The sequence below is a fragment of the Amycolatopsis acididurans genome, from assembly GCF_012328925.1.
GTDB lineage: Bacteria > Actinomycetota > Actinomycetes > Mycobacteriales > Pseudonocardiaceae > Amycolatopsis_E > Amycolatopsis_E acididurans.
Genome location: NZ_JAAXLS010000001.1, coordinates 410541 through 435407, shown reverse-complemented (window position 1 = coordinate 435407; position 24867 = coordinate 410541). Strand labels below are relative to the sequence as shown.

Annotated in this window: 26 protein-coding genes; 7 read left to right on the top strand and 19 right to left on the bottom strand. The window is 70.4% G+C overall.

Features of this window, described 5'->3' with window-relative positions:
* Positions 1-798, bottom strand: coding sequence for an IclR family transcriptional regulator (locus HFP15_RS02210; protein WP_168510782.1), 798 nt, complete (start codon positions 796-798; stop codon positions 1-3).
* A gap of 94 nt (positions 799-892) precedes the next feature.
* On the opposite strand from HFP15_RS02210, the gene HFP15_RS02205 reads away from it, so the two are divergent.
* The 4 genes from HFP15_RS02205 (at position 893) to HFP15_RS02185 (ending at position 5804) form a co-directional block, all read left to right on the top strand.
* On the top strand, positions 893-2248 hold the full coding sequence (locus tag HFP15_RS02205) for an NtaA/DmoA family FMN-dependent monooxygenase (protein ID WP_210716617.1): 1356 nt from the start codon (positions 893-895) through the stop codon (positions 2246-2248).
* A complete protein-coding gene (locus HFP15_RS42105; RefSeq protein WP_210716616.1) occupies positions 2245-4233 on the top strand; it encodes a zinc-binding dehydrogenase in 1989 nt (662 codons plus the stop codon). The genes HFP15_RS02205 and HFP15_RS42105 overlap by 4 nt, the downstream gene beginning before the upstream one ends.
* Positions 4234-4244: 11 nt before the next feature.
* On the top strand, positions 4245-5045 hold the full coding sequence (locus HFP15_RS02190) for an N-acyl homoserine lactonase family protein (RefSeq protein ID WP_168510780.1): 801 nt from the start codon (positions 4245-4247) through the stop codon (positions 5043-5045).
* Between the two features lie 144 nt (positions 5046-5189).
* Positions 5190-5804 carry a LysE family transporter gene (locus HFP15_RS02185; RefSeq protein ID WP_168510779.1) on the top strand — a complete coding sequence of 205 codons (615 nt, stop codon included), beginning with the start codon at positions 5190-5192 and terminating at the stop codon, positions 5802-5804.
* A 4-nt stretch (positions 5805-5808) separates the two neighbouring features.
* On the opposite strand, the gene HFP15_RS02180 is transcribed toward HFP15_RS02185, so the two are convergent.
* Both HFP15_RS02180 and HFP15_RS02175 read right to left on the bottom strand, forming a co-directional pair.
* On the bottom strand, positions 5809-6123 hold the full coding sequence (locus HFP15_RS02180; RefSeq protein ID WP_168511275.1) for an MmcQ/YjbR family DNA-binding protein: 315 nt from the start codon (positions 6121-6123) through the stop codon (positions 5809-5811).
* A gap of 36 nt (positions 6124-6159) precedes the next feature.
* Complete coding sequence (locus HFP15_RS02175) at positions 6160-6615, bottom strand: MFS transporter (RefSeq protein WP_168510777.1); 456 nt, start codon at positions 6613-6615, stop codon at positions 6160-6162.
* Between HFP15_RS02175 and HFP15_RS43355 the strand changes: the two genes are divergently transcribed.
* Both HFP15_RS43355 and HFP15_RS43350 read left to right on the top strand, forming a co-directional pair.
* On the top strand, positions 6604-6804 hold the full coding sequence (locus HFP15_RS43355; RefSeq protein ID WP_168510775.1) for a UTRA domain-containing protein: 201 nt from the start codon (positions 6604-6606) through the stop codon (positions 6802-6804). The two genes, HFP15_RS02175 and HFP15_RS43355, sit on opposite strands and share 12 nt — an antisense overlap.
* Positions 6801-7037: a UTRA domain-containing protein gene (locus HFP15_RS43350; protein ID WP_312871437.1), complete on the top strand. Its 237-nt coding sequence runs from the start codon at positions 6801-6803 to the stop codon at positions 7035-7037. Before HFP15_RS43355 ends, HFP15_RS43350 begins: the two co-directional genes overlap by 4 nt.
* A 26-nt stretch (positions 7038-7063) precedes the next feature.
* Here the strand turns inward: HFP15_RS43350 and HFP15_RS02160 are convergent, their stop codons facing one another.
* The 4 genes from HFP15_RS02160 to HFP15_RS02145 form a co-directional block, all read right to left on the bottom strand.
* Positions 7064-8455, bottom strand: a complete 1392-nt coding sequence (locus tag HFP15_RS02160; RefSeq protein ID WP_168510773.1) for a DUF4389 domain-containing protein — start codon at positions 8453-8455, stop codon at positions 7064-7066.
* 234 nt (positions 8456-8689) lie between these two features.
* Positions 8690-9883 carry an acyl-CoA dehydrogenase family protein gene (locus HFP15_RS02155; protein WP_168510771.1) on the bottom strand — a complete coding sequence of 398 codons (1194 nt, stop codon included), beginning with the start codon at positions 9881-9883 and terminating at the stop codon, positions 8690-8692.
* A gap of 15 nt (positions 9884-9898) precedes the next feature.
* Positions 9899-11362, bottom strand: coding sequence for a succinic semialdehyde dehydrogenase (locus HFP15_RS02150; RefSeq protein ID WP_312871397.1), 1464 nt, complete (start codon positions 11360-11362; stop codon positions 9899-9901).
* The gene (locus HFP15_RS02145) at positions 11359-12777 is read right to left on the bottom strand and encodes a cytochrome P450 (RefSeq protein WP_168510769.1); all 1419 of its coding nucleotides are present in this window, start codon (positions 12775-12777) and stop codon (positions 11359-11361) included. The genes HFP15_RS02150 and HFP15_RS02145 overlap by 4 nt, the downstream gene beginning before the upstream one ends.
* 104 nt (positions 12778-12881) lie before the next feature.
* On the opposite strand from HFP15_RS02145, the gene HFP15_RS02140 reads away from it, so the two are divergent.
* Positions 12882-13541, top strand: a complete 660-nt coding sequence (locus HFP15_RS02140; protein WP_168510767.1) for a TetR/AcrR family transcriptional regulator — start codon at positions 12882-12884, stop codon at positions 13539-13541.
* A gap of 9 nt (positions 13542-13550) precedes the next feature.
* Here HFP15_RS02140 and HFP15_RS02135 read toward each other — a convergent pair whose 3' ends face one another.
* The 12 genes from HFP15_RS02135 to HFP15_RS02080 form a co-directional block, all read right to left on the bottom strand.
* Positions 13551-14168 (bottom strand): Rv1363c family protein, encoded by a 618-nt coding sequence (locus HFP15_RS02135; RefSeq protein ID WP_168510765.1) that lies wholly within the window; start codon positions 14166-14168, stop codon positions 13551-13553.
* Entirely contained in the window at positions 14165-14650 is a 486-nt protein-coding gene (locus HFP15_RS02130) for an Rv1363c family protein (protein ID WP_168510763.1), read from the bottom strand. The genes HFP15_RS02135 and HFP15_RS02130 overlap by 4 nt, the downstream gene beginning before the upstream one ends.
* A complete protein-coding gene (locus tag HFP15_RS02125; RefSeq protein ID WP_168510761.1) occupies positions 14647-15939 on the bottom strand; it encodes an MCE family protein in 1293 nt (430 codons plus the stop codon). The genes HFP15_RS02130 and HFP15_RS02125 overlap by 4 nt, the downstream gene beginning before the upstream one ends.
* A 1-nt stretch (position 15940) precedes the next feature.
* A complete protein-coding gene (locus tag HFP15_RS02120; protein WP_168510759.1) occupies positions 15941-17134 on the bottom strand; it encodes an MCE family protein in 1194 nt (397 codons plus the stop codon).
* On the bottom strand, positions 17131-18255 hold the full coding sequence (locus HFP15_RS02115; RefSeq protein WP_168510757.1) for an MCE family protein: 1125 nt from the start codon (positions 18253-18255) through the stop codon (positions 17131-17133). Before HFP15_RS02115 ends, HFP15_RS02120 begins: the two co-directional genes overlap by 4 nt.
* A complete protein-coding gene (locus HFP15_RS02110) occupies positions 18252-19253 on the bottom strand; it encodes an MCE family protein (RefSeq protein ID WP_168510755.1) in 1002 nt (333 codons plus the stop codon). The genes HFP15_RS02115 and HFP15_RS02110 overlap by 4 nt, the downstream gene beginning before the upstream one ends.
* A 1-nt stretch (position 19254) precedes the next feature.
* The gene (locus HFP15_RS02105) at positions 19255-20289 is read right to left on the bottom strand and encodes an MCE family protein (RefSeq protein ID WP_168510753.1); all 1035 of its coding nucleotides are present in this window, start codon (positions 20287-20289) and stop codon (positions 19255-19257) included.
* Positions 20286-21464 (bottom strand): MCE family protein, encoded by a 1179-nt coding sequence (locus HFP15_RS02100; RefSeq protein WP_168510751.1) that lies wholly within the window; start codon positions 21462-21464, stop codon positions 20286-20288. Before HFP15_RS02100 ends, HFP15_RS02105 begins: the two co-directional genes overlap by 4 nt.
* A 4-nt stretch (positions 21465-21468) precedes the next feature.
* The gene (locus HFP15_RS02095) at positions 21469-22320 is read right to left on the bottom strand and encodes an MlaE family ABC transporter permease (protein ID WP_168510749.1); all 852 of its coding nucleotides are present in this window, start codon (positions 22318-22320) and stop codon (positions 21469-21471) included.
* A gap of 4 nt (positions 22321-22324) precedes the next feature.
* Positions 22325-23035: an MlaE family ABC transporter permease gene (locus HFP15_RS02090; protein WP_246271251.1), complete on the bottom strand. Its 711-nt coding sequence runs from the start codon at positions 23033-23035 to the stop codon at positions 22325-22327.
* A 174-nt stretch (positions 23036-23209) separates the two neighbouring features.
* Positions 23210-24103 carry an SDR family NAD(P)-dependent oxidoreductase gene (locus tag HFP15_RS02085; RefSeq protein ID WP_168510745.1) on the bottom strand — a complete coding sequence of 298 codons (894 nt, stop codon included), beginning with the start codon at positions 24101-24103 and terminating at the stop codon, positions 23210-23212.
* The gene (locus HFP15_RS02080; protein WP_168510743.1) at positions 24100-24861 is read right to left on the bottom strand and encodes an enoyl-CoA hydratase; all 762 of its coding nucleotides are present in this window, start codon (positions 24859-24861) and stop codon (positions 24100-24102) included. The genes HFP15_RS02085 and HFP15_RS02080 overlap by 4 nt, the downstream gene beginning before the upstream one ends.
* Positions 24862-24867: the final 6 nt, after the last annotated feature.

Sequence of the window (24867 nt, the reverse complement as noted above, 5' to 3'; positions counted from 1 at the left end):
TCACGCGAGCAGGTTGCGCACCGTCACGTCCAGTGATTCCAGGTGTGCGGTGGAGTTGGGCCCGAGGAAGGTCGCCAGCCGCGGGCCCAGCTCCGCACAGGCCGCCATGAGCGGTCCCCGCAGCCGCAGCAGGACGGGCTCGGGCAGGCGGCGTTCGTGACCCGCTATCGAGATCGAACCGATCGCGTGCCCGCTGTCCGGATCCAGCAGCGGGGCCGCGATCCCGTTCAGCTCCGGGTGATTGTCGCTGAAGGACAAGGCGTATCCGTTGCGGCGCACCCGGGTGAGCAAAGCGTTGATACCGCGCCGTTTCGTGCCGTCCCGGCGGAGCACTTCGCGTGCCTGGTCCGCGGGCAGGAACGCCAGTATCGAAGTCCCGCCGCAGCCCGAGGTCAGCGGTGAGCGTTCGCCGACCGTGCTGCCGAGACGTTCCGGGTTGTTCGGCGGATCCTCCGACAGCATCACGATCCGGTGCGTTCCACTGCGCAGGTGCAGATGCGTGGTCTCCGCCGCGTGCGCCGCCAGCCGCGCCAAGGTCGGCCGCGCAAGCCGGAGCAGCGCCGGCCGCGGGCCCATCAGGGACGCGAGCGCCAGAGCCCTGCTGCCGATGCGGTAGCCGGTGCGGCCGACGTGGTCCACGTAGCCCTCCTCCTGCAGTACCCGCAGCGAGCGGTACGCCTTGGCCTTGCCCAGCCCCGCTTTCGCCGCGATGACCGGCAGGTTCGCGGGCTGTTCCAGCCCGGCGAGCGCTTCGAGCACGTGCAGGATCCGCGCCGGCCCGGCCAGCTCCTCGGCCATCCCACCCTCGTTGGTTGCAGTAGTTGTAACTCCGCTTGGTGATCCTGCCACGGTTTGCCGAATCTGTGAACACGGCTTCACGACAGGAGATTCGATGACGAGCTCACCGCGGACCATGGCGCTGATCGCGTTCCTGCAGGCGCAGAACTGCTCCAACTACGTCGGCTCGTGGCGGGCCCCTGCTTCGGCGAGCGACTTCCTGACCGCCGAGTACTTCGCCCGCATCGCGCGCACTCTCGAAGACGGCCGGTTCGACATGGCCTTCTTCGACGACCGGCTGGCGATGCCCGACATCTACGACAACAGCCACGAACTGGCCGTCCGGCACGGAATCCGATCGGTCAAAATGGACCCGACCGTGGTGATGACCGTGATGGCGATGGCCACCCGCCACCTCGGTGTGGCTTCCACCTATTCCACGACCTACTACGAACCTTTCCACGTGGCCCGGCACTTCGCGACACTCGACCTGATGACCGGCGGGCGCGCCGCGTGGAACGTCGTGACCTCGCTCAACGACTCCGAGGCCGCGAACTTCGGCCGCGGCGAGCACCTCGAACACGATCTGCGCTACGACCGCGCCGACGAGTTCGTCGACATCGTCACCCGGATGTGGGCGACATGGGAGCCGGACGCGCTGGTGGTGGACAAGGAAACCGGGTTCTTCGCCGACCCGGCGAAGGTTCACCGGCTGGAGCACGACGGCAAGTTCTTCACCTCGCACGGCACGTTCCCGGTGCCGCCGTCGCCACAGGGCAGGCCGGTGCTGTTGCAGGCGGGCGCCAGCGGGCGCGGCATGGCCTTCGCCGCGAACTGGGCCGACGTGATCTTCACACATTTCGCGAACGTCGAATCCGGTACGCGCACCTACGTCAAGCTGCGCCAGGGAATCGAGGACGCCGGACGTGACCCGGCCTCGGTCGTGATCGCGCCGTTGATCAACGTGGTCACCGCCGAGACCCCCGAACTGGTCGAGCGGAAACAGGCGATGCTCGAAGGGCTCGCCCGCGACGAGGACGCGCTGGCGCTGCTGTGCGAGGCGCTCAACACCGACTTCGGCACCCGCCCCTACGACGAGCCGTTCACCGACACCGAACTGCGCGCGATGTCCTACCAGGGCCTGCGAGACCGGGTGATCACCCTGAGCGGCAAGGAAAACCCGTCGGTGCGTGATTTCGTCGAGTTCTCCGGGCGCGGCAAGCTGCGCGAGGCGAAGATCATCGCGGGCACCCCGGACAAGGTGGCCGACCAGCTGGAAGAACTGCACGGCACCTGCGCGGACGGGTTCGTGCTCGCCGCCGCCTCGGTTCCGGGCACCTACGACGATTTCTCTCGCCTGGTCAGCCCCGTGCTCAGGAAACGCGGCCTGCTGCCCGACCGCTATGAGGCGTCGACCCTGCGCGAGAACCTGGGCCTGCCCCCGGCCGGCGAGACACGGGACGCGGCATGACCGCCGAGTTCCGGATCCTGTCCCCGGTCGGCATGCTCGGCTACGGCTACCGCGAGGCCGACTTCGACGCCTGTGTGCGCGAGGGGGTCGACGCGATCGTGGTGGACTCCGGCTCCACCGACCCGGGGCCGTCGATGCTGGGTCTCGGCGACACCCTGGTCACCGAGGAGTCCTACCTGCGCGATCTGCGGCCGATGGTGCGCGCGGTACACGAGCATCGGATTCCGCTGCTCATCGGTTCGGCGGGCGGTGCCGGCACCGACGAGCAGGTGGACTGGATGGTCGGGCTGCTCGACCGGCTCGCCACCGAGGAGAACATCGACCTGCGGATCGCCGCCGTCTACTCCGGACTGTCGAAGGACGTGGTGCGGCGAAAGCTGGCCGACGGGCTGATCGAGCCGAACGTGCGTGGTGAGCTGTGCACGCAGTCCGATGTGGACGCCGCGACGGCGATCGTGGCGCAGATCGGTGCCGAGCCGTTCGAAACGGCCCTGTCGCAACCGGTGGACGTCGTGGTCGCGGGCCGCGCCTACGATCCGGCGCCGTACGCGGCCTTCCTCGTGCCACGCGGGATCGATCCGGCCATCGCCTGGCACGTCGGCAAGATCCTGGAATGCGGCGGCGTGTGCGCCGAGCCGAAGGGCGGCGGGGCGATGGCGACCGTGCGGGCGGACTCGTTCGACCTCGCCCCGATGGGCCCGGAACAGCGATGCACGCCGTTGTCGGTGGCCGCGCACACCCTGTACGAGAACAGCAGGCCCGATCTGCTCGCCGGGCCCGGTGGCGTGCTCGACGTGCGGAACTGCGAGTACACCCAGCTCGACGGCTCTGACGGCGCAGCGCGCATGACCAGGACGATCGAAGCCGCCGTGCTCCGCGCCCCGAAGGGCGGAACCGAACCGGACTTCTCCCGCATCGCCGTCGAGGAGGTGGAACTCGACGGTCCGGGCGATGGCGAGATCCTCGTCGACATCCGGTTCGCCTCGTTGTGCCATTCGGACCTGTCGGTGCTCACCGGTGACCGGCCACGCCCGCTGCCGATGGTGCTCGGGCACGAGGCCAGCGGGATCGTGCGGGAGGTGGGACGCGCCGTCGACACGGTGCGGCCGGGCGATCCCGTGGTGTTCACCTACGTCGCGGCGTGCGGCCGGTGCGGATACTGCCGCGACGGCAGGCCGGTGCTGTGCTCGCGCGCGCACGCGGGCAACAGCGCGGGTGAACTGTCCTCCGGCGGGCACCGGTTGCGGGACCGGCACGGCGAAACCGTCCACCACCACCTGGGAATCTCGGCGTTCGCACAGCAGGCCGTGGTCGACGCGGCGTCGGTCGTGCCACTGCCGTCCGAAATGGACCTGCGCACGGCGGCGTTGTTCGGATGCGCGGTGAGCACCGGCGTGGGTGCGGTGCTCAACGCCGCCAAGGTCGGGCTCGGCCGGTCGGCCGCGGTGTTCGGCTGCGGCGGGGTCGGACTCGCCGCGATTCTCGGCCTGCGGGCCGTGGGCGCGGCACCGATCATCGCCGTCGATCTGCGCCCGGAGAACCTCGGCCGCGCCAAGGAACTGGGCGCCGACATCGTGCTCCCCGCGGGTGAGGACGCCGCCGAGGAGATCCGGCGCCTGACCGGCGGCGGGGTGCATCACGCGTTCGACGCCGCCGGCGCCGTGCCCGCGATCGCCTCCGGTTACGCCAGCCTGCGGCGCGGCGGCAAGCTCACCATGGTCGGGCTGCCCAATCCGGCGGCCCGGTGGGAGGTGCCACCGGCGGCGCTGGTCGCGAACGACATCACGCTGTGCGGCAGCTATCTGGGTTCGAGCGTGCCGGTGCGTGACATCCCGCGGTTCGTCGAACTGCATCGCGCGGGGCGGCTGCCCGTGGACCGGCTCGCGCCGGCCGCGGCGATCGGCCTCGGTGAGATCGGCGACGGCATGGCGCGGCTGCATCACGGGTTTCCCGGCCGGATCGTCGTCGATCCGGCCCTGCGCTGAGGAGGTCGCCGGTGAACTACCGGCTCTACGCCATCCGCTACGGCATCAACCACAGCCGCACGGCGTGCGAGAACTACGCGCCCACACCGGGATTCGAGTACCCGGACACCGACCAGTCGCTGCACTGCTTCTGCTGGCTCGCGGTCTCCGGGCAGCACACGGTGCTGGTGGACGTGGGCGCGGACGAGCCGACCGCGCGGGGCCGCGGTGTGAGCTACGAGCGCAACCCGGCGGATTCGCTGCGTGCGCTGGGCATCGACCCCGAGTCCGTGCACGACGTCGTGCTGACCCACCTGCACTGGGACCACGCCGGGAACATGGCGGCCTTTCCCAACGCGACCTTCCACCTGCGCCGGGCAGAGCTGGCCTATGCGACCGGTCCGTCGATGCAGCACCGGTTCCTGCGGCGACCGTACGATGTGGACAAGGTGTCGGAGGTGATTTCCCTGCTGTACCAGGGCCGGGTGCGGCTGCGTGAGGGCAGCTACGAAGTCGGGCCGGGTATCGAGGTGCATCCCGCGGCCGGGCACACCCCGGGCTGCCAGGCGGTACGGGTACCGACCGCACGCGGGCACATGGTGCTCGCGTCCGATGCACGGCACTATCTGGACAACCGCGTCGGCGGCGAACGTGACGGCGGTGCCCCGTTCTCGGTCATCGTGCGTGCCGACGACTACTGCGACACCTCCGAAACCCTGGACCGGCTCGCTGCTTCACCGGAGCACGTCATTCCCGGTCACGATCCCGCCGTGTCGCACCGCTACCCGTCCGCGCTGGAGGGCGACGCGCTGATCCGGCGCCTGGACGGCTGAAATTCGTTTGCCGTCCCGGCGCGGCAGCGGCGATGATCCCGCCATGACACCGATCCTGGTTCTCGCTGTCCTGCCGGTCGCCGCCACGTCCGCGGCCGCCAAGCAGCAGCCGGCGCCGCCGGGGAGGCGCGTCACGCTCGTGCCGTGACGGCCGCGATCGTCGCGGGACTGCTGGCCGGATACGGGATCGCGATCCCGGTCGGAGCCGTCGGCGCATATCTCATCGCCCTGACCGCGCATACCTCGCTGCGCGTCGGCGCGGCCGCGGCGCTGGGCATCGCGACGGTGGACGGGGTGTACGCGCTGAGTGCCGCGCTCGGCGGGAGCGCGCTGGTCCGGGCGCTGGTGCCGGTCGCGGCACCGCTGCGGTGGATCGCGGCCGCGGCGCTGATCGCCGTGGCCGCACGCACCACCTTCGGGGCGCTTCGCCGCTACCGCACGCCGTCGGCGCCACCGCCGATGCGGCCCGGCCGCGCGTACGCGATGCTCGTGGGGATGACCTTGGTCAACCCCACCACGATCGTCTACTTCGTCGCGGTGGTCCTCGGCGGTTCGGCCGGTCTCGCGAACACCGTGCCGGAGCGTTCGGCGTTCGCGGTGGCCGCGTTCGCCGCGTCGGCGAGCTGGCAACTCGCCCTGGCCGGCGGCGGCGCCGTCCTGGGCCGCGCGTTCACCGGACGGCGAGGGCAGCTGGGCACCGCGCTCGCGTCGAGCGCGGTGATCGTGATCCTCGCCGCCCGGACCGCGCCGGCGGCATGACGCGTCACCACGGAAACGGGACCTGCGCGACGAGTTCCTCCGGTGCGGACAGCCGCCACGCCTCGTAAACCAGTTCGGACAGCTCGGCCACGTCCACCTTGTCCAGGTAGACGACCACCCAGCCGAACCCGCCCGCGGTGAACTGTTCCTCGAAGGCCTCCGGCCGTTCGGCCACCAGCGCCTGCTGTTCGGACAGCAGCTGCTTCAACCCGACCGTCCGCGTGCGCGGCCAGTGGTATCCGAACCGCTTGCCGCGCACGCTGAACGAGGTGTACTCGCTGCCCTGCGCGCGCTCGACCTCCGCGAGCGCGTTCACCATCCGCTGGAAGTCCCTCGCCGCAGCCACGCGCGCAGTTTATGCGCCGGGCGAGGCCACCGTGGCGCGAGCCTCGCGCCGCGCCACTCCCGGGTCCACTTCGGACTTGAGCACCAGACTCGCCACCGCCGCCAGCAGGTAGAGCACCACGAACGTCCAGATCGCGCTGCCCATGTGCGCGCTGCCGCCGAGCAGCCCGACGATCGCCGGTCCCACGAACGCGGACAGCCCGGCCGCAAGCGTGTAGATGGCCAGCGCGCTGCCGCTGTCGGACTTGCCGACCACGCCCGGCATGAGCGCGGTCAGCGGCACGAACCCGGCCAGCCCGATGCCGAACACGGCCCAGCACAGCAGCGTGACGGTGAAGTTCGGGCCGGTCAGTTTCGGCACGTAGTACAACAGCAGCGCGCCCACCGCACACATCACGCAGCCGAACCAGGTGACCGTGCGCCGGCTGGCCGGCGGTGCGATCGAGCCACCAAGGTGCTGCGCCACGGCCCGGCGATCCTGCCCGAGCACGTCTGCCGGGCTCTGCGGGTGCCGGAGAACACCGCGGGCTTCGAATTGGTCCGGCTGCGCTCGCTCGACGGTGTCCCGGCGCTCTACAGCGTCAACTACAGCCCGCCCGCGCTCGTGCCGGTGGTGGCCGCGGCGCACGACGTGCTGGAGGGAAAGCCTCGCTGAGCGAACTGCTCGCCGGCGCCGGGTACACCCTCGCGGGCGCGCACCGCGCGATCCACGCGGTGGCGCCCGAGCCGGATATCGCCGCGGCGCTGGCGGTGACCGCCACCACCCCGGTCCTGCACATCCGGTCCACGTCCTGGACGGCGAGCGGGCAACGCTGCGACGTCTACGACACGTGGGTGCGCAGTGACGTCGTCCCGCTCGAGGTGAACGTCGACGCCGGCGGGCAGTAGTCCGATGTGGACGTCTCGTGCCGGGATCAGGACGAGATCTCGGCGGGACGGCGCGCGGCCAGGCGCACCGGCACCACGATGAGCGCCACACCGCCGCCCAGCAGCACCAGCCCGACGGCCAGCACGCTGTAGGCGATCGTGCCCAGCGACGGCAGCGTCGCCCCGACCTCGGCGCGGACGTTCACGCCCGGTGCGCCGTTGGCGTTGGCGATGACCACCGTCCAGTCACCGTTCTGCAGGGGCGCGACGAAACCTTGCGTGCCGGTCCCGCCCGCCTGCAGGACCCAGATGCCCGCGGTCTGCGGCGCGGCGAGCGTGCGGTTGCCCGGGTTCTGGGTCACCGCGCCCGCCCAGTCGCGCAACGTCGTGTACTGGGTTCCGGCGAGATAGGTCATGGCGGCCGAAGTCGGCGCGATACCCACGAACACCGGGGTCGCCGGGTCCGCGGAGGTCACCCGAACCCGGATGTCACCGACCGTTCCGGTGATCCAGTTCGCGTTCGCCGAGGTACCGGTGAGCTCGAGGTTCTCGCTCGCGATCGCGTAGCCGTCGGAGGTCAGGGTGCGCGAGGTCGACACGAACCCGTCGGCGTCACGCTGGGCCCGGTCCGCCCACAGCAGCGTGCCGCCGCCGGTGAGCAGCCCCATCGCCGTGAGCACGAGCACCGCGCCCACGATCACCGAGGCGACGCGGCCACCGGTCCAGTGGTGGTCGGAGGGCTGCCACGTCTCGGCGGAGTCCTGCACGGGCCCCGAAGGGTCGTGGCCACCGGCGTCGAACCGGAACGGCGGGTACTCGTCGGTCATCAGTGCCGCGTAGGCGCCGACGCGCAGCACCCAGCGGTCCATGCCGAGCACGAAGTCGAAGATCGACCGGGGATAGCGCCCGGTGAACAGCAGCACCACCCCGGCGACGAGCACCAGAATGCCGATCAGGCCACCGCCACCCCAGGTGAAGCCGCGTTCGCTGCTGTAACGCAGCGCCCACAGGCCACCGCCGGCGAAGAAGCCGATGATCACGTAGTGCGGTATCGCGAGCAGCCACCACTTCACCAGCACCAGACCCCGCGACAGCCGTTCCGGATAGTCGACCTCGAGGCGGGCGGGATAGGTGGGCACGTCGGCGAGGGTGAACGGCGGATAGGCATCGGTGCCCAGCGCGGCGTAGGAATAGAAGTGCACGCGCCAGGTCCAGCGCATCACCCCGACGTTGAACTCGAAGATCGACCGCGGATACCGGCCGGTCACCAGTATCGCGAAGAACGCGGCGATGCTCAGCACGAAGAACGCCGGCCACAACAGGGCCAGCACCACGAGGTGCGGGAAAACCAGTAGCCATTTCACCAGCCACAGCCCTCGCGACACCGAGGGGTCCAGGTCGCCCTCGATGCGCACGGGATAGGAACTCGGGGAACTCATCGGCGCCTCCTCACGTCTGCTGAGTGCGACGCTCCCCGCTGCGGCGGCGTGGTCACCAGAAACGAAAGTCCCTCGCTGCCGGGGTCATCCGGCACCGGCCTTCGAGCAACCGGTCCGGCACCGGCGGCGCCGCATCGATACGGTCGCCTGGAGGACCACGACCGTTTCCGCGCCCTGCCTGGCGGCCGTGGCCACGCACGGTTCGGCCGAGCACTGGGGTGGGGACCCAGGAGTTCAACGGCGCAGGACTTCCTTCGCGATGTGGGTGATCTGGATTTCGTTGCTGCCGGCGTAGATCTCCAGCGATTTGGCGTCGCGCGCGAGCTGTTCGACGCGGTATTCGGACATGTAGCCGTTGCCGCCGAACAACTGCACCGCGTCCATCGCGACCTCGGTGGCCGCCTGGGAGGCGTACAGCTTGAACGCCGAGGCCTCGGCCAGGCTCGGCGTCTTGCCCGCCTGGAACGTCTCGATCGTGCGGAACACCAGGTTCTGCACGTTGAGCCGGGCCACCTCCATCTTCGCCAGCTTGAGCTGGATGAGCTGGAACGAGCCGATCTTCTGCCCCCACAGCTCACGTTCCTTGGCGTAGGCCGTGCACAGCCGCAGGCATTCCTCGATCACGCCGAGCGCCATCGCCGCGACCCCGATGCGCTCCATCGCGAAGCTCGACCGCGCGCTGTCCTTGCCGTCGCCCTGCCCGCCTTCGAGCAGCCGGTCCGGTTCGAGGCGGACGTTGTCGAACGACAGCTCGCCCGTCGGGGACGAGTGAATCCCCATCTTGCGCAACGGTGTGGACTGGGTGAACCCCGGCATGCCCGAGTCGAGCACGAAGGTCAGCACCGGCCGGTCGCGGGGGTCGACGTCGCTGCCGTCGTCGAGTTTCGCGTACACCACAACGGTGTCGGCGTACGGGCCGTTCGTGATGAACGTCTTTCGTCCATTGAGGACATAGGTGTCGCCGTCGCGGCGCACCCTGGTCTTCATGCCACCGAACGCGTCCGAACCCGAGTCGGGCTCGGTGATCGCCCACGCGCCGACCTTGTCGAACGTGAGCAGATCCAGCAGCCAGCGCTTCTTCTGCTCGACCGTGCCGCGCGCCCGGATGGTCGACGCGGCCAGGCCGAGGCTGACACCCATCGCGGTGAGCACGCCCATGCTGACCCCGGACAGCTCCGCCGCCATGATCATGCCCATCGACGAGGACATCGCCGAGCCCGAGCCGCCGCCGCGCTCGCCCGAGATCTCCCTCTCGAAGCCCTCGCGGGCCATCTTGTCCATGCCGAACTCGCGGAAGAGCTTGCGGATGACCGTGTACGGCAGCAGCTCACCGTGTTCGAGTTCGTCGACCTTCGGGCGCACCTCCTTGTCGACGAACGCCCGGATCGCGTCGCGGGCCATGATGTCGGTGTCGGACCATTCGATCACGATGTCTCCTCGGGGTCAGCGGAGCCGGAGCCTGCGCATCATCGCCAGGCTCGCGTTGATCAGCGTCGCGTTGCGGGCCAGCCCGACGCCGGGCTGCGGCGGCATCGGGACGAGCCGCTGCACGGCGATGGTCTGCGCCTCGGTGTACTTGAGCATGCCCTCGGCGCCGTGCCTGCGGCCGACGCCCGACTCGCGCATCCCGCCCATCAGGGCGTCCACGCTGCCGATGGCCGCACCGAAGCCGTCGTTGACGTTCACCGCGCCCGCGATGATCCGCCGCGCGAGCGCCCGCCCGCGTTCGGTGTCCTTCGTCCACACGCTCGCGCTCAGCCCGTAGCTGCCCGAGTTCGCCAGCGCGACGGCCTGCTCGTCGGAGGACACCGGATACACCGAGACGACCGGACCGAACGTCTCCTCGGCGTGCACCGTCATCTCGGCCGTGACACCGGTGAGCACGGTCGGCTCGTAACACAGCGGGCTGATGTCCGGGCGTGCCCGCCCGCCGGCGCGGACCGTGGCACCTTTGCGCCGCGCGTCCTCGACGTGCTCTTCGACGGTGCGCAGGTGCCGCTGGGACACCAGCGGTCCCATGTCGTCGGTGTAGTCGTAGTGCGCGCCCAGCCGCATCCGGGCGGCGCGGTCGGCGAAGCGGCGGGTGAACTCCTCGGCGATCCGTTCGTGCACGTAGATCCGCTCGACCGACAGGCAGAGCTGGCCGCCGTTGGAGAAGCACGCCTGGACCGCGCCTTCGACCGCGCGGTCGAGGTCGGCGTCGGCGCGGACGATCATCGGGTTCTTGCCGCCGAGTTCGAGCGAACAGCCGATGAGGCGGCCCGCGGCCTGCTTCCCGACGACGCGGCCGGTGCGCGTCGAACCGGTGAAGCACACGTAGTCGACCTGGTCGATCAGGGCGGCACCGACCACCGGGCCGTCGCCGGTGACCACGTGCAGCAGCCCCGGCGGCAGCCCGGCGCGCGCCAGCAGTTCCGCCGCCCACAGCACCGACAGCGGGGTCTTCTCGTCGGCCTTGATCACCACCGCGTTGCCCGCGAGCAGGGCGGGCAGCGCGTCGCCGATGGACAGGAACAGCGGATAGTTCCACGGTCCGACGATGCCGACGACCCCCTTGGGATGACGGACCTCGGTGACGTGGGTCAGCAACGGCACCGCGCCGCGACGGCGGCGGTCACGCAGGTAGTGCGCGGCGCGGCGGCCGTAGTGCCTGGCCACCCCGGCCACGGCCGCGACCTCCTGCAGCGCGTGGATCCGCGCCTTGCCGACCTCCCACTGCAGCAGGTCGAGGATCTCGTCCTCGTTCTCCAGCAGAAGATCGTGGAACCGCAACGCGATCGCGGCCCGCTGCCGGACCGGCCGCGCGGCCCACGCCGGCTGCGCCTCGCGGGCCCGCCGGGTGGCCGGCCCCACGTCCTCGGGCGCCGGCGCCAGCCGGTCCCGGATGCGGCTGACGACGGCGGTCACGCGATGTCCAGCGCACGCAGGTCGACGGGCAGCCCGTCGGTCGGCATGGGCCCGGTGCCGTAGCGGATGGGCGGTTCGTAGCCCGCCGGCACGGTCCAGGAGAACCGCCGCAGCATCTGGTGCATGACCGCTTTCACTTCCATGGCACCGAAGAACTGCCCGATGCACATGTGCGCGCCACCGCCGAACGGTGCCCACGTGAACTTGTGCGATTTGTCCTCACGGCGCTCCTCGGAGAAGCGTTCGGGATCGAACACGTCCGGATTGGGCCACCACTCCGCGATCCGGTGCGAGGCGTAGGTGGACACGGCGAGCTTGGTGCCCTTCGGGATGTAGAAGCCCAGGATCTCGGTGTCCTTGACCGCCTGCCGGAACAGCGCGCCCACCGGGGCGTTGATCCGCAGCGTCTCCTTGAAGACCTTGTCCAGGGTGGGCAGTTTCTCCAGGTCGTCGTGGTCGACCGTGGCCTTGCCGAGCGCGATCGACTCGCTGCGCGCCCGCTCCTGCCATTCCGGATGCCCGCCGAGGTAGTAGGCCATCATCGCCAGCGTGATGGTGCTCGTGTCGTGGGCCGCCATCAGCGCGAAGATCATGTGGTTGACGATGTCCTCGTCACTGAACCGGTGCCCGTCCTCGCTTTCGGCGCGGCACAGCACGCTGAACAGGTCGTCCCCGTCACCGTCGCGCCGGGCGGGCAGCCGGGAGCGGAAGTAGTCCTCCAGCAGCCGGCGTCCCCGTAGCCCGCGGGCCCAGATCCCGCCGGGGACCGGGAACCGCAGGATGGCCTGTCCACCGTGGACGGCGTCGACGAACGCCTTCTCGATCTTACGGTGGTCGCTGCCCGAGGTCTCGCCGACGAACACCTCGGTGGCGATGTCGAGGGTCATCTGCTTGGCCGCGGAGTACACCGGGAACCCGTTACGCGGCTGCCAGCCGTCGAGCGTGCGCTCGATCCGCGGGTTCATCGCCGTGAGGTAGCCGGCCAGCCGTGGCCGGGTGAACGCCTTGGCCATGATCCGCCGGTGATGCAGGTGCTCGCCGAAGTCGAGCAGCAGCAGGCCACGGTGGAAGAACGGGCCGATCAGGTACTCGTAGATGCCGCCGTTGGCGAACGCCTTGTCCTTGTTGGACACGACCACCTCGGTGGCCTCCGGCCCGTACACGCCGACAATCTTGGTGCCGAGCATGCCGCCCCACTCCACCGGCCCGTACCGCTCGTAGCGGCCGCGCGAGGCTTCGAGCAGGTTGCTCAGCCGGTCCAGGGTGTGCCCGATGAAGGGGAGCCCGAAGTCACCGGGCACCGGGCGCAGGCCGGACCCGGGTGGTGGTACGGCCAGCGGCCTGCTCGGTGAGGGTGCCTTGGTGCTGAGCTTGCCCAGAGCCGAGCCCAGCCTGTCCGCGAGTGCGGTAGCCATGATCGCGTACCTCTCTTCGCCACGGTGCGAACGACTCCGACCATAACAGGAAACACTTTTATCCGTAAACGTTTGATTCCTGATTGGTGTGACAGACTGATCGGGTGACACGGACACTGAGCGGGATCTACCGGGGCGCCACCGCCGACGAGCGGCGTGCCGAGCGCCGGCGTCGCCTGCTGGACGCGGCGCTGGAGGTCATCGGCACCCAGGGCTGGGCGGCGGCGACCGTGCGCGCCGTGTGCGAGGAGGCGCACGTCGGGCCGCGGTTCTTCTACGAGAGCTTCGAGGACATGAACGCGCTCGCCGCCGCCGTGCACGACGAGATCGTGGAAACCGCGCTGACCCGCACGCTGGCCGCCGTCGCCGAGGCCCCCGACGATCTCGAGGCCAAGACCCACGCGGCGCTGGAAACCATCATCGCCGACCTGACCGACGATCCGCGGCGGGCCCGGGTCACCTTCAGCGAGGCACACGGCAGCGAGGTGCTGATGCGCCGCCGCTTCACCGCGATGCGCGCCGTCGCCGAGGCGATGGTCGGCCAGATCCGCGGTCTTGTCGACCTTCCCGGTGAGCGCGAGCGCCTGTTGCAGGCGGTGTCGCTGGTGCTCACCGGCGGTTTCGCCGAACTGGTGCTGGTCTGGCTCGACGGCGGGATCGACTGCGACCGCGACGAACTCGTCACCATCTGTACCGAATTCGCCCTCACCACGACCGAAAGCCTGCCCCGGCTCTCGCAACGGCTGTCCACCCGGCGCGGCTGAGCGGTCCATTCAGACCGGTTGCAGCGCCGAGACGAGCCAGTCGCCGTTCACGTCCTGCATGGTCACCCGCACGCGCGCCCCGTCGACGCGGGGCGTGGTCTGTTTCTGGCTGCTGGTCAGCTGATTGATGAACAGCAGGACGACCACCTCGTGCTCGGCGGCGCGCACCACACCGGCGTCGGAGACGGTGGTCCTGGTGCTGATCTTGTCGGCCGTCGCCGACGGCCGGATCACGGTGCGCTGCAGATCGCTCAGCTCGGCGCGGAACTGACCGGTCGTCGCGCTCACCGCGGCGGCGAGATCCTTGTCCACAGTGTCCGCGTTGTAGCTGAGCACCTCGGGCACGTGCTGCCGCGCGGCCTGCAGCGCCGCGCTCCGCGCCGCTTCGACGCGGTCGGCCTGGCTCGCGCGTCCCTGCAGCACCAGGGCCGCCGCGCCCGCGGCGAGCACCAGCACGGCCGCGATCACCGCGGTGAGCGGGATCCGCCGCAGCAGCGAACGCCGCTTGCTCTCAGGCTGGACCGGACTCGGCGTCACGTCACGCGGCACCGGGCTCGGGGCCGGGTCGCGCGGCACCGGGCTGGGCCTGCGGACCGGACTGGGCACGGTCATCGTCTTCTCGGTCATGCCACGAACTCCAGGTTGGACACGAGCCATTTCGCGTTGGCCCGCTGGAGGGAAACACGGAAGCGGTACTGCCGTTGCTCACCCTGCGGGGCGGCCGCGTTGGTCACCGTCGCCTGCACGGCGGCCAGCGCGACCGCGTTGTCACCGTCCGAACTGGACAGTGCCGCCTCGACGACGGAACCGTGCGAGCTCACCTGCGACTGTGACACGACCTGCTTGATCGCGTCGGCCTGCTGGGCCAGCTCCGGCTGGAACGCCCCGGTCGCGCTGTCGCGCAGCCGCTGCACGGTCTGCTCGACCGTCTTCGGGTCGATCTCGACCAGGTCGAGCACCACCTGCCGGGCCGAGGCCAGCGCGGCCTCGCGGTCGGCGTCGCGTTGCTCGCCTGCCCGCACGTGCTGGTAGTACAGGCCGCCCACCACGCCGAGACCGACGATCAGCAGCGCGACGACCAGATAGGCCAGCACGGCCCTGACTCTCATTTGACGAGCAATTCCTGCCACGTCGCCGGCTCCTTTCCGGTTGTGCCACCGAGTGCGAACACCCGGCCGTCGGGTAGTGCCGCGTTGCCGGTGGCGGGGTCGTACGTGCCGACCAGCGTGCCGCCGCCGTCCGGGCAGTCCTCGGCCCGCGCGGTCCGCACGGTTTGATCGGTGGCGCACGGTGTGTTCCGCGCGCCGCGCACCGCGCGCGGGTCGCTGGGCGGGACCTTGCAGTACTGGTCACCGGGGATCGGGGCCGGTGAGGTGTCCTCGAAGGAGCGCTGCTGGTCCATCGGCACGAACCCTTCGTAACAGGGCGGGACGTCGTTGACGCTGAGCCGCACGCCGAGATGCGCGGTCCCGGGTGCGGCGCCCGGCTGCTGGATGACGCGTTGCAGCGCCGACACGATCGCCGGGTACAGCACGAAGATCTGCGAAACACCGGGCAGTTGCGCCCGGATCACCTGGCCGGTCGAGGTCAGGTCGGTGAGCAGTTGCGGCAGCACCGGGCCGAGCCGGTTCTCCAGATCGGTCACCTCGTTGGCCGCCGGTGGCACCGCGGCGAGCAGGGTCCGCAGATCCTGGTCGCTGCGCCGCAACTGGCCGGTGAACGAGTCGAGGTCACCGGCGAGCGAATGCGTCTGGTCGCGGATGTCGTGCTGGGTGTCCAGGAACGGGCCGAGCTGCTGTATCAGCCCGACCGTGGGTTCGAGGTTCAGGCCTGCCTCGCGCAGGATCGTGCGCGCCGAGTCGAGCAGGGTGCCCACGTCCTGGCCCCGCCCGCTCAGTCCCGTCGTGAGCTCCTGCAACACCGTGCGCAGGGCGTCCGGCGGCACCGAGGCCGCCAGATCGTGCAGGCTGCTGATCAGGTGGTCGGCGCGCGGCAGGGTCGAGGTGTCGGCGGCGGCGATCCGCGCGCCCGGCTCCAGCCACGGCGCGCCCGCATGGCCGGGCGTCAGGTCGACGGAGTTCTCCCCGATCGCGGAGGCACTGCGGATCGCGACGTGCGAATGGTCCGGGATCCGCACGCTTTCGTTGATGCCGAGTGTGACCACCGCGCCGGGACCGCCCAGATCCACCGACCGGACCTTGCCGATCTCGACGCCCCGGTAGGTCACCATCGCGCCCGGATACAGCCCGGTCGCGTCGGTGAACTCCACGGAGATCTCGTACTGGCCGAACCCGAACAGCTGGCGCAGGTCGAGGTAGTTGACCAGGATCGTGCCCACGCCGAACGCGGCGAGCACCGCGAACACGAGCAGTTGCAGGCGGATCCGTTTGACCAGCACGTCAGCCACCTCCCAGCACGCCGCCGAGCAGACCGCCCAGAATGTCCGGCGCCGGAGCGGACGACGGCGCCGGCGGCGTGAGGATCGCGGGCGCCGGCGTGGTGGGCGCGGGTTCCGGCGTGGGCGGGCTGAGCGGGGTGCGCAACGGGTCCCCGGCCTGCAGGGCGGTGCGCGCGGCGTTGAGCACCGTCTCCAGCGGCGTGCCCGCGAGCATCCCGTCCTGCAGGCCCTGCACGGTGAGATCCAGCGTCGCCGACAGGTTCACGAAGTCACCCTTGACCGCCTTCTTGTAGGCCGACAGCGGGAACAGCAGCGTGCCGAGGGTGTCCAGCGATTTCGGCACGTCGTCTCCCGCACGCACGAGCCCGGCCAGCGTCGGCTGCAGATCCCGCACCGTGGCCAGCAGGTCGTCGCGGGACCGGTCGAGCACGTCCGTGCCGACCGCACCAAGCCGCGACACCGAATCCAGCGCGCCGGTCAGCTCGCCGCGCTGCTCGTTGAGCACCCGCAGCCCGGGGCCGAGCTGGTCGATGGCGTCGCCCAGCTTGGCCGCGTTGTCGCGCAGTTTGGCGGTGAGCCCGTCGACGGCGCCGATCGCGGCGATGATCTGGCCCTTCTGCTCGTCCACAGTGGACGCCAACGTGCCCAGCCTGCCGATGAGGTCCCGCGCCTGCTGCTCGTTGCCCGACAGCGCCGCGTTGAGCTCGCCGGTGATCGTGCGCACCTGCCGCAGGCCGCCGCCGTTGAGCCACAGCGACAACGCGGACAGCAGTTCCTCGGTGCCGGGATAGCGGTTCGTGCGCTCCAGCGGGATGACGTCGCCGTCGCGCAGGCTGCCTGACGGGTCCGCCGGTGGGGACAACTCGACGTACTGGGCGCCGAGCAGGCTCTTCTGGCCGATGGCGGCGGTCGCGTTGGCGGGCAGCGCCGCGCTGGGCGACAGGCGCAGCTCCAGCCACGCGTGCCAGCCGCGCAGTCCGACGCTGCGTACCGTGCCTACCGTGACGTTGTCGACCTTCACTTCGGCGTGGGGCACGAGGTTGCCGATGTTCGCGAACTCCGCGAACACGCTGTAGGAGCCGGCCCCCGTGCCGGGACCGCCCGGAATGGGCACCAGATCCGCGCTGTTCACGCTGCACGCGGTCACGGCGAGGCAGCAGGCCAACCCGGCCGCGAGCGCACGAAGCCGTCTCATCGTCCGCTCCCCTGCTGCTGGCTGGTGCCCGGCCGCACGAGCGGGCTGACCCCGACCGGCGGGTACGGCGTGCTGAGCGGGCCGAGCAGCGGCTGCAGCGCGCTGCGGCAGGTGTCGATCGTGCCGCCGACCGAGTAGATCGCCTGGCACACCAGGCTGGACAGCGAACTGGTGTAGGGCACCACGAACCGGGTACTCGCCGAGCCCGTCGACGGTTCGTAGATGTTGTAGAGGTTCGCCAGCGTCTGCGGGGCGGCGTGCAGCACGTTGGCGAGATCGTCCCGGCTGCGCGCGAGCGTCCCGGCGACGTCGGTGAGCGCGCCCACCGTGTCGCCCAGTTCCGCCTTGTGCTTGGCCACGAAGTCGGTGATCGTGGTCAGCGCGCGGTCCGCGGAGGACAGTGCGCTCGCCAGTTGTGCCCGGTTGTCGTTGGCGAGTGTGCTGAGCGAGGCCAGCTGAGTGGCGAAGGTGCGGGTCTGCTGCTGGCTCGCGTTGAGCGCCGTGGTGAAGTCGTTGAGGTTGCGGATCGTGGCGAACAGGTCGCCGCTGCCGCCGGCGAGCGTCGCGGACGCGCCGGAAAGCTGGTGCAGCAGCTGCGAAAAGTCGGCGCCGTTGCCGCCGAGGTTCGCCGCACCGGCCTGCAGCACACGCGAGAGCGCGCCCTGCCGGTTGGCGCCGTTCGGGCCGAGCGCGTCGGACAGCTGGGTCAGCTCGGCGCTGACCTGGTCCCAGGAGGCCGGTTCGACCGTGCGCTGCTTGGGGATCTCCGCGCCGTCGGCCAGTACGGGCCCACCCCGGTAGACGGGGGCGAGCTGCAGGTAGCGGCCGCCGACGAGGTTCGGCGCGACGAGCGCCACACCCGCGTCGGCGGGCAGGGTCCGTGTGGCGTCGTAGTGGAAGCTCACCTTGACCTGTGTCCCGTCGGGCGTCACGTCATCGACCTTGCCGACCCGCACGCCGAGCACACGCACGTCGTCACCGGGGTGGATGCCCGCCGCCGTGTCGAAGTAGGCCGTCGCATTTTTCTGCGCGGCGGGCGCGAAGAACAGGTACGCACCGCCCCCGGCCAGTGCGAGCACGACCAGCGCGGCGAGCAGGCGGTAGGACAGTTTCGTCTTCATCGCCCGGCCCCCAGTAGTTGCGGCAACGTGGGCACGAAGTTGGTGGGCGGCACGTTCGCCAGGTAGGCGTCCAAAGTGGGCTCGCTCGCGACCACCTCGCCCAGTTCCCGCAGCAGCGGCACCGCGTTCGCGAGCGCCGCGGTGATGTTGTCCCGGTTGCGCTGCAGCACCGTCAGCACCGCGCGCAGTTCGCCGAGCGCGGGCCCGAGCACCGCGTCGTTGTCCTTGGCCAGCCCGGTCAGCTGATCGGCCATCGCCTGCGCGTTGGTCAGCAGTTGCTGTATCACCGCCTGCCGTTCGTTGAGTGCGGTCAGCAGGCTCGTGCCCTGGTCGAACAGCGTCCGCAGATCGCCGTCGTGCCGTGCGAGCAGCGCGGTGGCGTCGTCGGCGTGCCGCAGCAGGTCGCGCAGTTCGGCGTCGCGGCTGTTCACACTGGTGGCCAGACGGCGCAGGCCGTCGATGGCACCCGGCACGCTCTGCGGGGTGCCCGCGAACGCGTCGGCGACCGTGTTCATCGCGGCCGCGAGCTGCCCGGTGTCCACTTGGGACACCTCGTCGGTGATTCCCTGCAGGGCTTGCGTGATGTCGTAGGGGGCCGTGGTGCGCTCCAGCGCGATCTCCGCCTCGTCGGCCATCTCGCCGGGACCTGCGGGGGCGAGGTCGAGCACCTTCTGGCCCAGCATGTTCCGGGATTTGATGCCGGCCCTGGTGAGCGTGCCCAGGTGCACGCCGTCCTCGGTGAGCGTGAAGGTGATCCGCACGTCGGTGTCGCGCAGTTGCACGTCGGAGACCTTGCCGACCGCCATGCCGGACACCACCACCGGATCGCCGCCGGCGAGCCCGCCCGCCTCGGCGAAGACCGCGTGCAGCGTCCGGCCCGCGAGCGCCGAGGAGATCGCGTCCGCGCGCACGCACACCGCGACCACCAGGACGGCGAGCACGGTGCCGAGCACGCCGAGCCGTGTGTCGCGGCGCACCTGGTCTGCTGGTCCCGCCATGTCAGTTCCCCGATCCGTCCTGGCACCGCGGCGCGGAACTGTCGATGAACGGTGTGTAGACCGGCTGTCCGTCGGCGCCGGTCATCCGCACCCGCACGCTGCACAGGTAGGCGTTGAAGAAACTGCCGTGCACGCCGATCCTGGCCACCGCGCGATAGGCGTCGGGCAGCTCGCGCAGCGCGGCATCCACCTCACCCTGGTGGTTATCCAGCGTCTGCGAGACCTGCCCGAGATCGCGGATGTCGGCGTTGAGATCGGGCCGCAGCACCGGCAGCAGCGCCGCCGCGGTGCCGCTGAGGTCGTTGAGGTGACTCAGCGCGCCGGTGATCGTGTTCCGGTCCGCGGCCAGCCCGCTGACCAGATCCCGCGCCTGCACCAGCAGATCCGCCACCTGCGCGCTGTGCTGGTCGAACGTGCGCAGCGTCGCGTCGAGGTTGTCGATCACGCTGCCGATGAGCTGGTCGCGATCGGCGAGTGCGGACGTGGCCGAGGACACCGCGGCCAGAAAGGCGCTCAGCGCGCCGGCTTGGCCTTGCAGGACCTGGATCAGCGAACCGGAAAGCTGGTTGACCTGGTCCGGGGACAGCGCCTGGAACAGCGGTTCGAAGCCGCCGACGAGCACGTCGAGATCGAGTGCCGGCGTGGTGCGCGAGACCGGGATCGTGTCGTTCGCGGTCAGCGGCCGTCCGGTTCCCGGTCCGTCGGAGAGCTCGACGTAGCGGTCGCCGCTGAGGTTCTTGTACCTGATCGCCGCCGCGGTGCCGTCGGTGAGCTGGGGCGCGCCGGACACCGACATCGCGACGGAGACGGTCGAGTCGGGGCGCATGCCGATCGTGTCCACCCGCCCGACGTGCACGCCGGCGATCCGCACCTCGTCGCCCGGCTTGAGGAACGACACGTTGGTGAACACCGCGGCCACCTGCACCTCAGCGCCCCCGCCGGTCCCGCCGCCGAGCAGCACACCGAGATAGGCCAGTGCCAGGCCGGTCACGGCGAAGAAAACGCCCAGTTTCAGCGCGAGCGTGCCCGTCTTCATCGGCCGCCTCCCACCGGGGAGAGCGGGCCGAACAGGTACAGCGCCAGCGGCTGCGGGTTGAGCGTCGTGGTTTCGTCGTGGCCTGGATAGGGATCGGCACCGGTGTCGTAGTGGACGTAGGGCGGGATCCCGTTCACCACGGGCAGTCCGTGGCAGTCGGGCCCGGTGTCCACTCCGGTCTTGGGCAGGTCCTGCGGGTACTTGTACGGCGTGGTGCCGGGCAGGCCGCTGATCGTCACCTGGACGTTCTGGTGAATGCCACCGAGTTCCGGGCCGCCCATGATGGCACGCAGGAACTGGGTGTTGTACACGACGCCGCCGAGGAAGCACGGCAGCACCGGCGAGTAGCGGGCCAGCAGGCGCGCGGTCGGCCGCAAGGTGTCCAGTGTGGTCACCAGGCCGTCGCCGTCGCGTTCCAGGAACTGGCTGGTCGCGTCCCCGGCCGTGCGCAGCGAGGTCAGGAACGCGGCGAACTGCTGCCGTTGCTGGACCAGCGTCGTCGCGGTGGCGCCGAGGTTGGCGAGCGTGTCGGCGAGTGGGTCGACGATGTCACGGTAGTCGCCTGCCACGGCGGTGATCTGCGGAAGGCGCTGGGACAGCTGGGGCAGGCTCGGGTTGAGCTTGCGCAGGTAGTCGTCGAGCTGGCCGATGACCTGACCGGCCTCGGCACCGCGACCGCGCAGCGCGTCGGCGACCGCGGTGAGCGCGCTGTTGAGCTGGGCCGGGGACACCGCTTGCAGCGTCTTGAGCACGGCGTCGAAGGTGTTGTCCAGTTCGACGGTGACGTTGGCCCGGTCGATCACGGCGCCGGCGGTGACGTGTCCCGGCGTCGGCGCGGCCCGCCGGAGTTCGACGTATTTCGCCCCGAAAACCGTGGTGGGCACCAGGTTCGCGGACAACGCGGCGGGTATGTGCCCGATCTGGGCGGGGTCGAGATCGACCGACAGCCGCGCGCCGTTGCCGTCGGTGGTCACGGCGGAGACCGAACCGACCCGCACGCCGCTGAGCTTGACCGCGGCGCCGGGATCCATCAGCAGCCCCGAGCGATCGGCGTTGATCGTGATCGGCACGATGCTGTCGAAGGCCCGGTTGTACTGGGCGACGGCGAGCGCCACCACGAGCACGGCGACCGCGAGCACCGCGGCACCGATCGTGGTGTACTTCCAGCTCGGCACGGCCTCACCCCGAGATGTGCACGGACGACACGGACCCGTAGATGGCGAGGTCGAGCACGAGGTCCACCAGCATCACGCCGATGAGCGCGCTGCGCACCGCCTGCCCGACCGAACGCCCGACCCCGGCGGGGCCGCCCCCGGCGGTGAACCCGTGATAACAGTGCACCGACATCACCACCAGCGACATGACCAGCGCCTTGAGAAACGACCACAGCAGATCCGAAGGCACCAGGAACACGCTGAAGTAGTGGTCGTAGGTGCCACCGGACTGTCCGAACAGGACTGTCACGACGACGCGGGTGGCCGCGTAGGAGCCGAGCACGGCCAGCGAGTACAGCGGGATCACCGCGACGAAGCCCGCGATGATCCGGGTCGTGACGAGGAACGGCAGCGACGGAACGGCCATGACCTCCAGCGCGTCGATCTCCTCGCTCACCCGCATCGCACCCAGCTGTGCCGTGAACCCGGCGCCGACGGTCGCGACGAGGGCGATCCCCGCGATCACCGGCGCCGCCTCGCGCGTGTTGGCGTAGGAGGACACGAAGCCGGACAAGGCCTCCACGCCGATGTTCGACAGCGACGAGTAGCCCTGGAGTCCGATCTCGACACCGGTCGCCGCGGTCATGAACACCACGACGGTGACGGTGCCGCCGATGATCGCCAGCCCGCCGGTGCCGAGGCTCACCTCGGCGATCAGCCGCACGACCTCGCGTTTGTAGCGCAGCACCGCACGCGGGATCAGCGCGTAGACGCGGGAGTGGAAGGCGGCCTGCCGCCCCAGGCTGTCGAGGCGGCGCACCGGGCCGAGCAGCGCCCGGCCCAGCGCCGCCCTCGTGCCCACGAGATTGCCCGGCATCGCGCTACCCCCTCACCTGCAGGAACACCGCGGTGATGATCGAATTCGCGAGGAAGAGCAGGATGAAGCTGAACACGACGGTCTGGTTGACGGCGTCGCCGACACCTTTCGGGCCGCCCTTGGCGCCCAGCCCCAGATAGCACGCGACCAGTCCGGCGAGCAGCCCGAAGACCAGCGCCTTGAACTCGCTGACCGCCAGGTCCGCGACGCCGGTCAGCAGCGTCAGGTTCGCCACGAACAGGCCGGGGCTGGCTTTCTGCACCAGCACCGAGAACAGGAAACTTCCGCCCAGCCCGACGAATGTGACCAGCGCGTTGAGCGCCAGCGCCACGACGGCCGAGGCGAGCACGCGCGGCACGACGAGGCGCTGCACCGGGTTGATGCCCATGACGCGCAGCGCGTCGATCTCCTCGCGGATCTTGCGGGCCCCCAGATCGGCGCAGATCGCGGTGCCGCCGCCACCGGCGATCACGAGCACGCTCACCATCGGCCCGATCTCGCGCACCACGGCCAGTCCCGCGCCGGCACCGGCGAGGTCGGTCGCGCCGAGTTCGATGAGCAACTGGTTGAGCTGGAACACGACGATCACGCAGAACGGGATCGCCATCATCAGGGTGGGCGCGACGGACACGCTCGCGATGAACCAGGCCTGCTCGGCGAGTTCGCGGACCTTGAACGGCCGCCGGAAGCCGAGCCGGAAGGTCTCCGCGGACATCCGGTAGAACCCACCGACGGGTGCGACAACGGTGCTTAACCGGATATCCGTCATCGATCTGCCTCTCTGCAGTCGACTCGAGCCTCGGTCGCGTCGTGGCGGTCCTCAGTGGACCAGCCGCATCAACGTCTTCGTTGATGCACTCAGGACGCTAGCAACGTCACTGTCCGCCCGTCAACATGCCGGGGCGCGTGTCTTCGGCGGCTTGCGCCGCTCGACGCCGTAGGGCTGGAGATGAGCGCGGAGCGCGCCGTCGAAGGCGCGTGCGATCGCGGACGCGTCCCAGCCGTCCGCGGTGACGGACGGATGATCGCCGAACGCGTTCGTGGTGACCACCGACAGCTGTTTCCCGTCAAAACGGAAGAACTGCCCGGTGATGCCCTCGGCGAGATCGCTGAGCAGGAAGGTCACCAGCGGCGCCACCCGCTCCGGGAGGTTGTCCTCGATACCGGCCAGCGGTGGCGTGTCCTCTGTGGACGCGATGAGACTGCGCCCGAGTGCGTTGCGGGTCATTCTGGTGAAAGCCTTGGGAGAGATGGCGTTCACGCGGATTCCGGCGGCTTCGAGGTCGAGTGCCGAGCTGAACGTCAGTGCCGCGAGTGCGCCCTTCGTGGCGGCGTAGGTGGACACGTTGGGAAAGCCGAACATACCACCGGAGGAGGCGTTCACAATGGATCCGCCGCCGAGTTCCCGCATCACCGCGCTGGCCTCCGCCTGGCACAGCATCGCGCCGAGCACGTTCACCGACACCGCGCGCTGGATCGCCTCGGCGCGCTCCTCCCACGGCGCCGCCTCGTGGTACAGGCCGGCGTTGTTGACCAGCCCGTCGAGCCGCCCGAATTCGTTCACACAGCGCGCGATGAGCGCACGGGCTCCGGCCGGCTGGCTGATGTCGTGCCCATCGGCGACCGCGCCGCCGAGCCCGGCGGCCACGGATTCGGCCTCGGCGACGTCGATGTCGTTGACGAGCACGGACGCGCCGTGTGCCGCGAGATCCCGCGCGTAGGCACGGCCGAGGCCCCGTCCGCCGCCGGTCACGATCACGGCCCGCCCCGCCAGCAGCGTCATGACTTCGCCTTCCGCCGTGCCTCGACGGCCTTCGCGACCGCGGGGCTGCCCGCCGAGGAGGCCTGTGCCCACGCCTCGAACTCCAGCACTTCCTCGAAGCCGCCGGTCGTCGCGAGCGCGACGGCGCGTTTGATGTCGGCGACCAGTCCGGTGTCGAGCGCGGCCCAGCGCGTCGCGACGGCGAGCGCCTCGGCGAGCGGATCGTCGGCGACCTCGCGCACCAGCCCCGTCGCCACGGCCTCCTCCGCCGTCAGGGTCGCGCCGTCCAGCAACAGGCTCAGCGCGCGCTGCGTGCCCAGCGCGCGCACGAGGAAGTAGGTGCATCCGCCGCCGGGATGCAGCCCGAGCCGGGAGAACGTGATGCCGAACTTCGCCTGCGGGCCCGCGATCCGGACGTCGCACGACAGCGCGAGATTGACCCCCGCGCCGACGGCCGGGCCCTGCACCGCCGCGATCGTCGGTATCTCGAGCCGGCGCACCCGCAGGAAACTGTCGTACGTGGCGCGCAGATCCTCGCGCACCTGCCGCACGGTGCGGCCGGTGTCGCCGAAGGAGGCGACGAGATCCGCGCCGGCGCAGAACGCGGTGCCGTTGCCGGTGATCACGAGCGTGCGCGCCCGCAGGTCGGCGGCCACGGCGTCCACGGCCGCGCACAGATCGTCCTGCAGGCGTGGGGAGATCGCGTTGCGCCGGTCCGGATCGTCCAGCCGCAGCAGCCGGACCCCGCCCGGGCGTTCTTCCAGCGATACCAGCGACATCGCCGC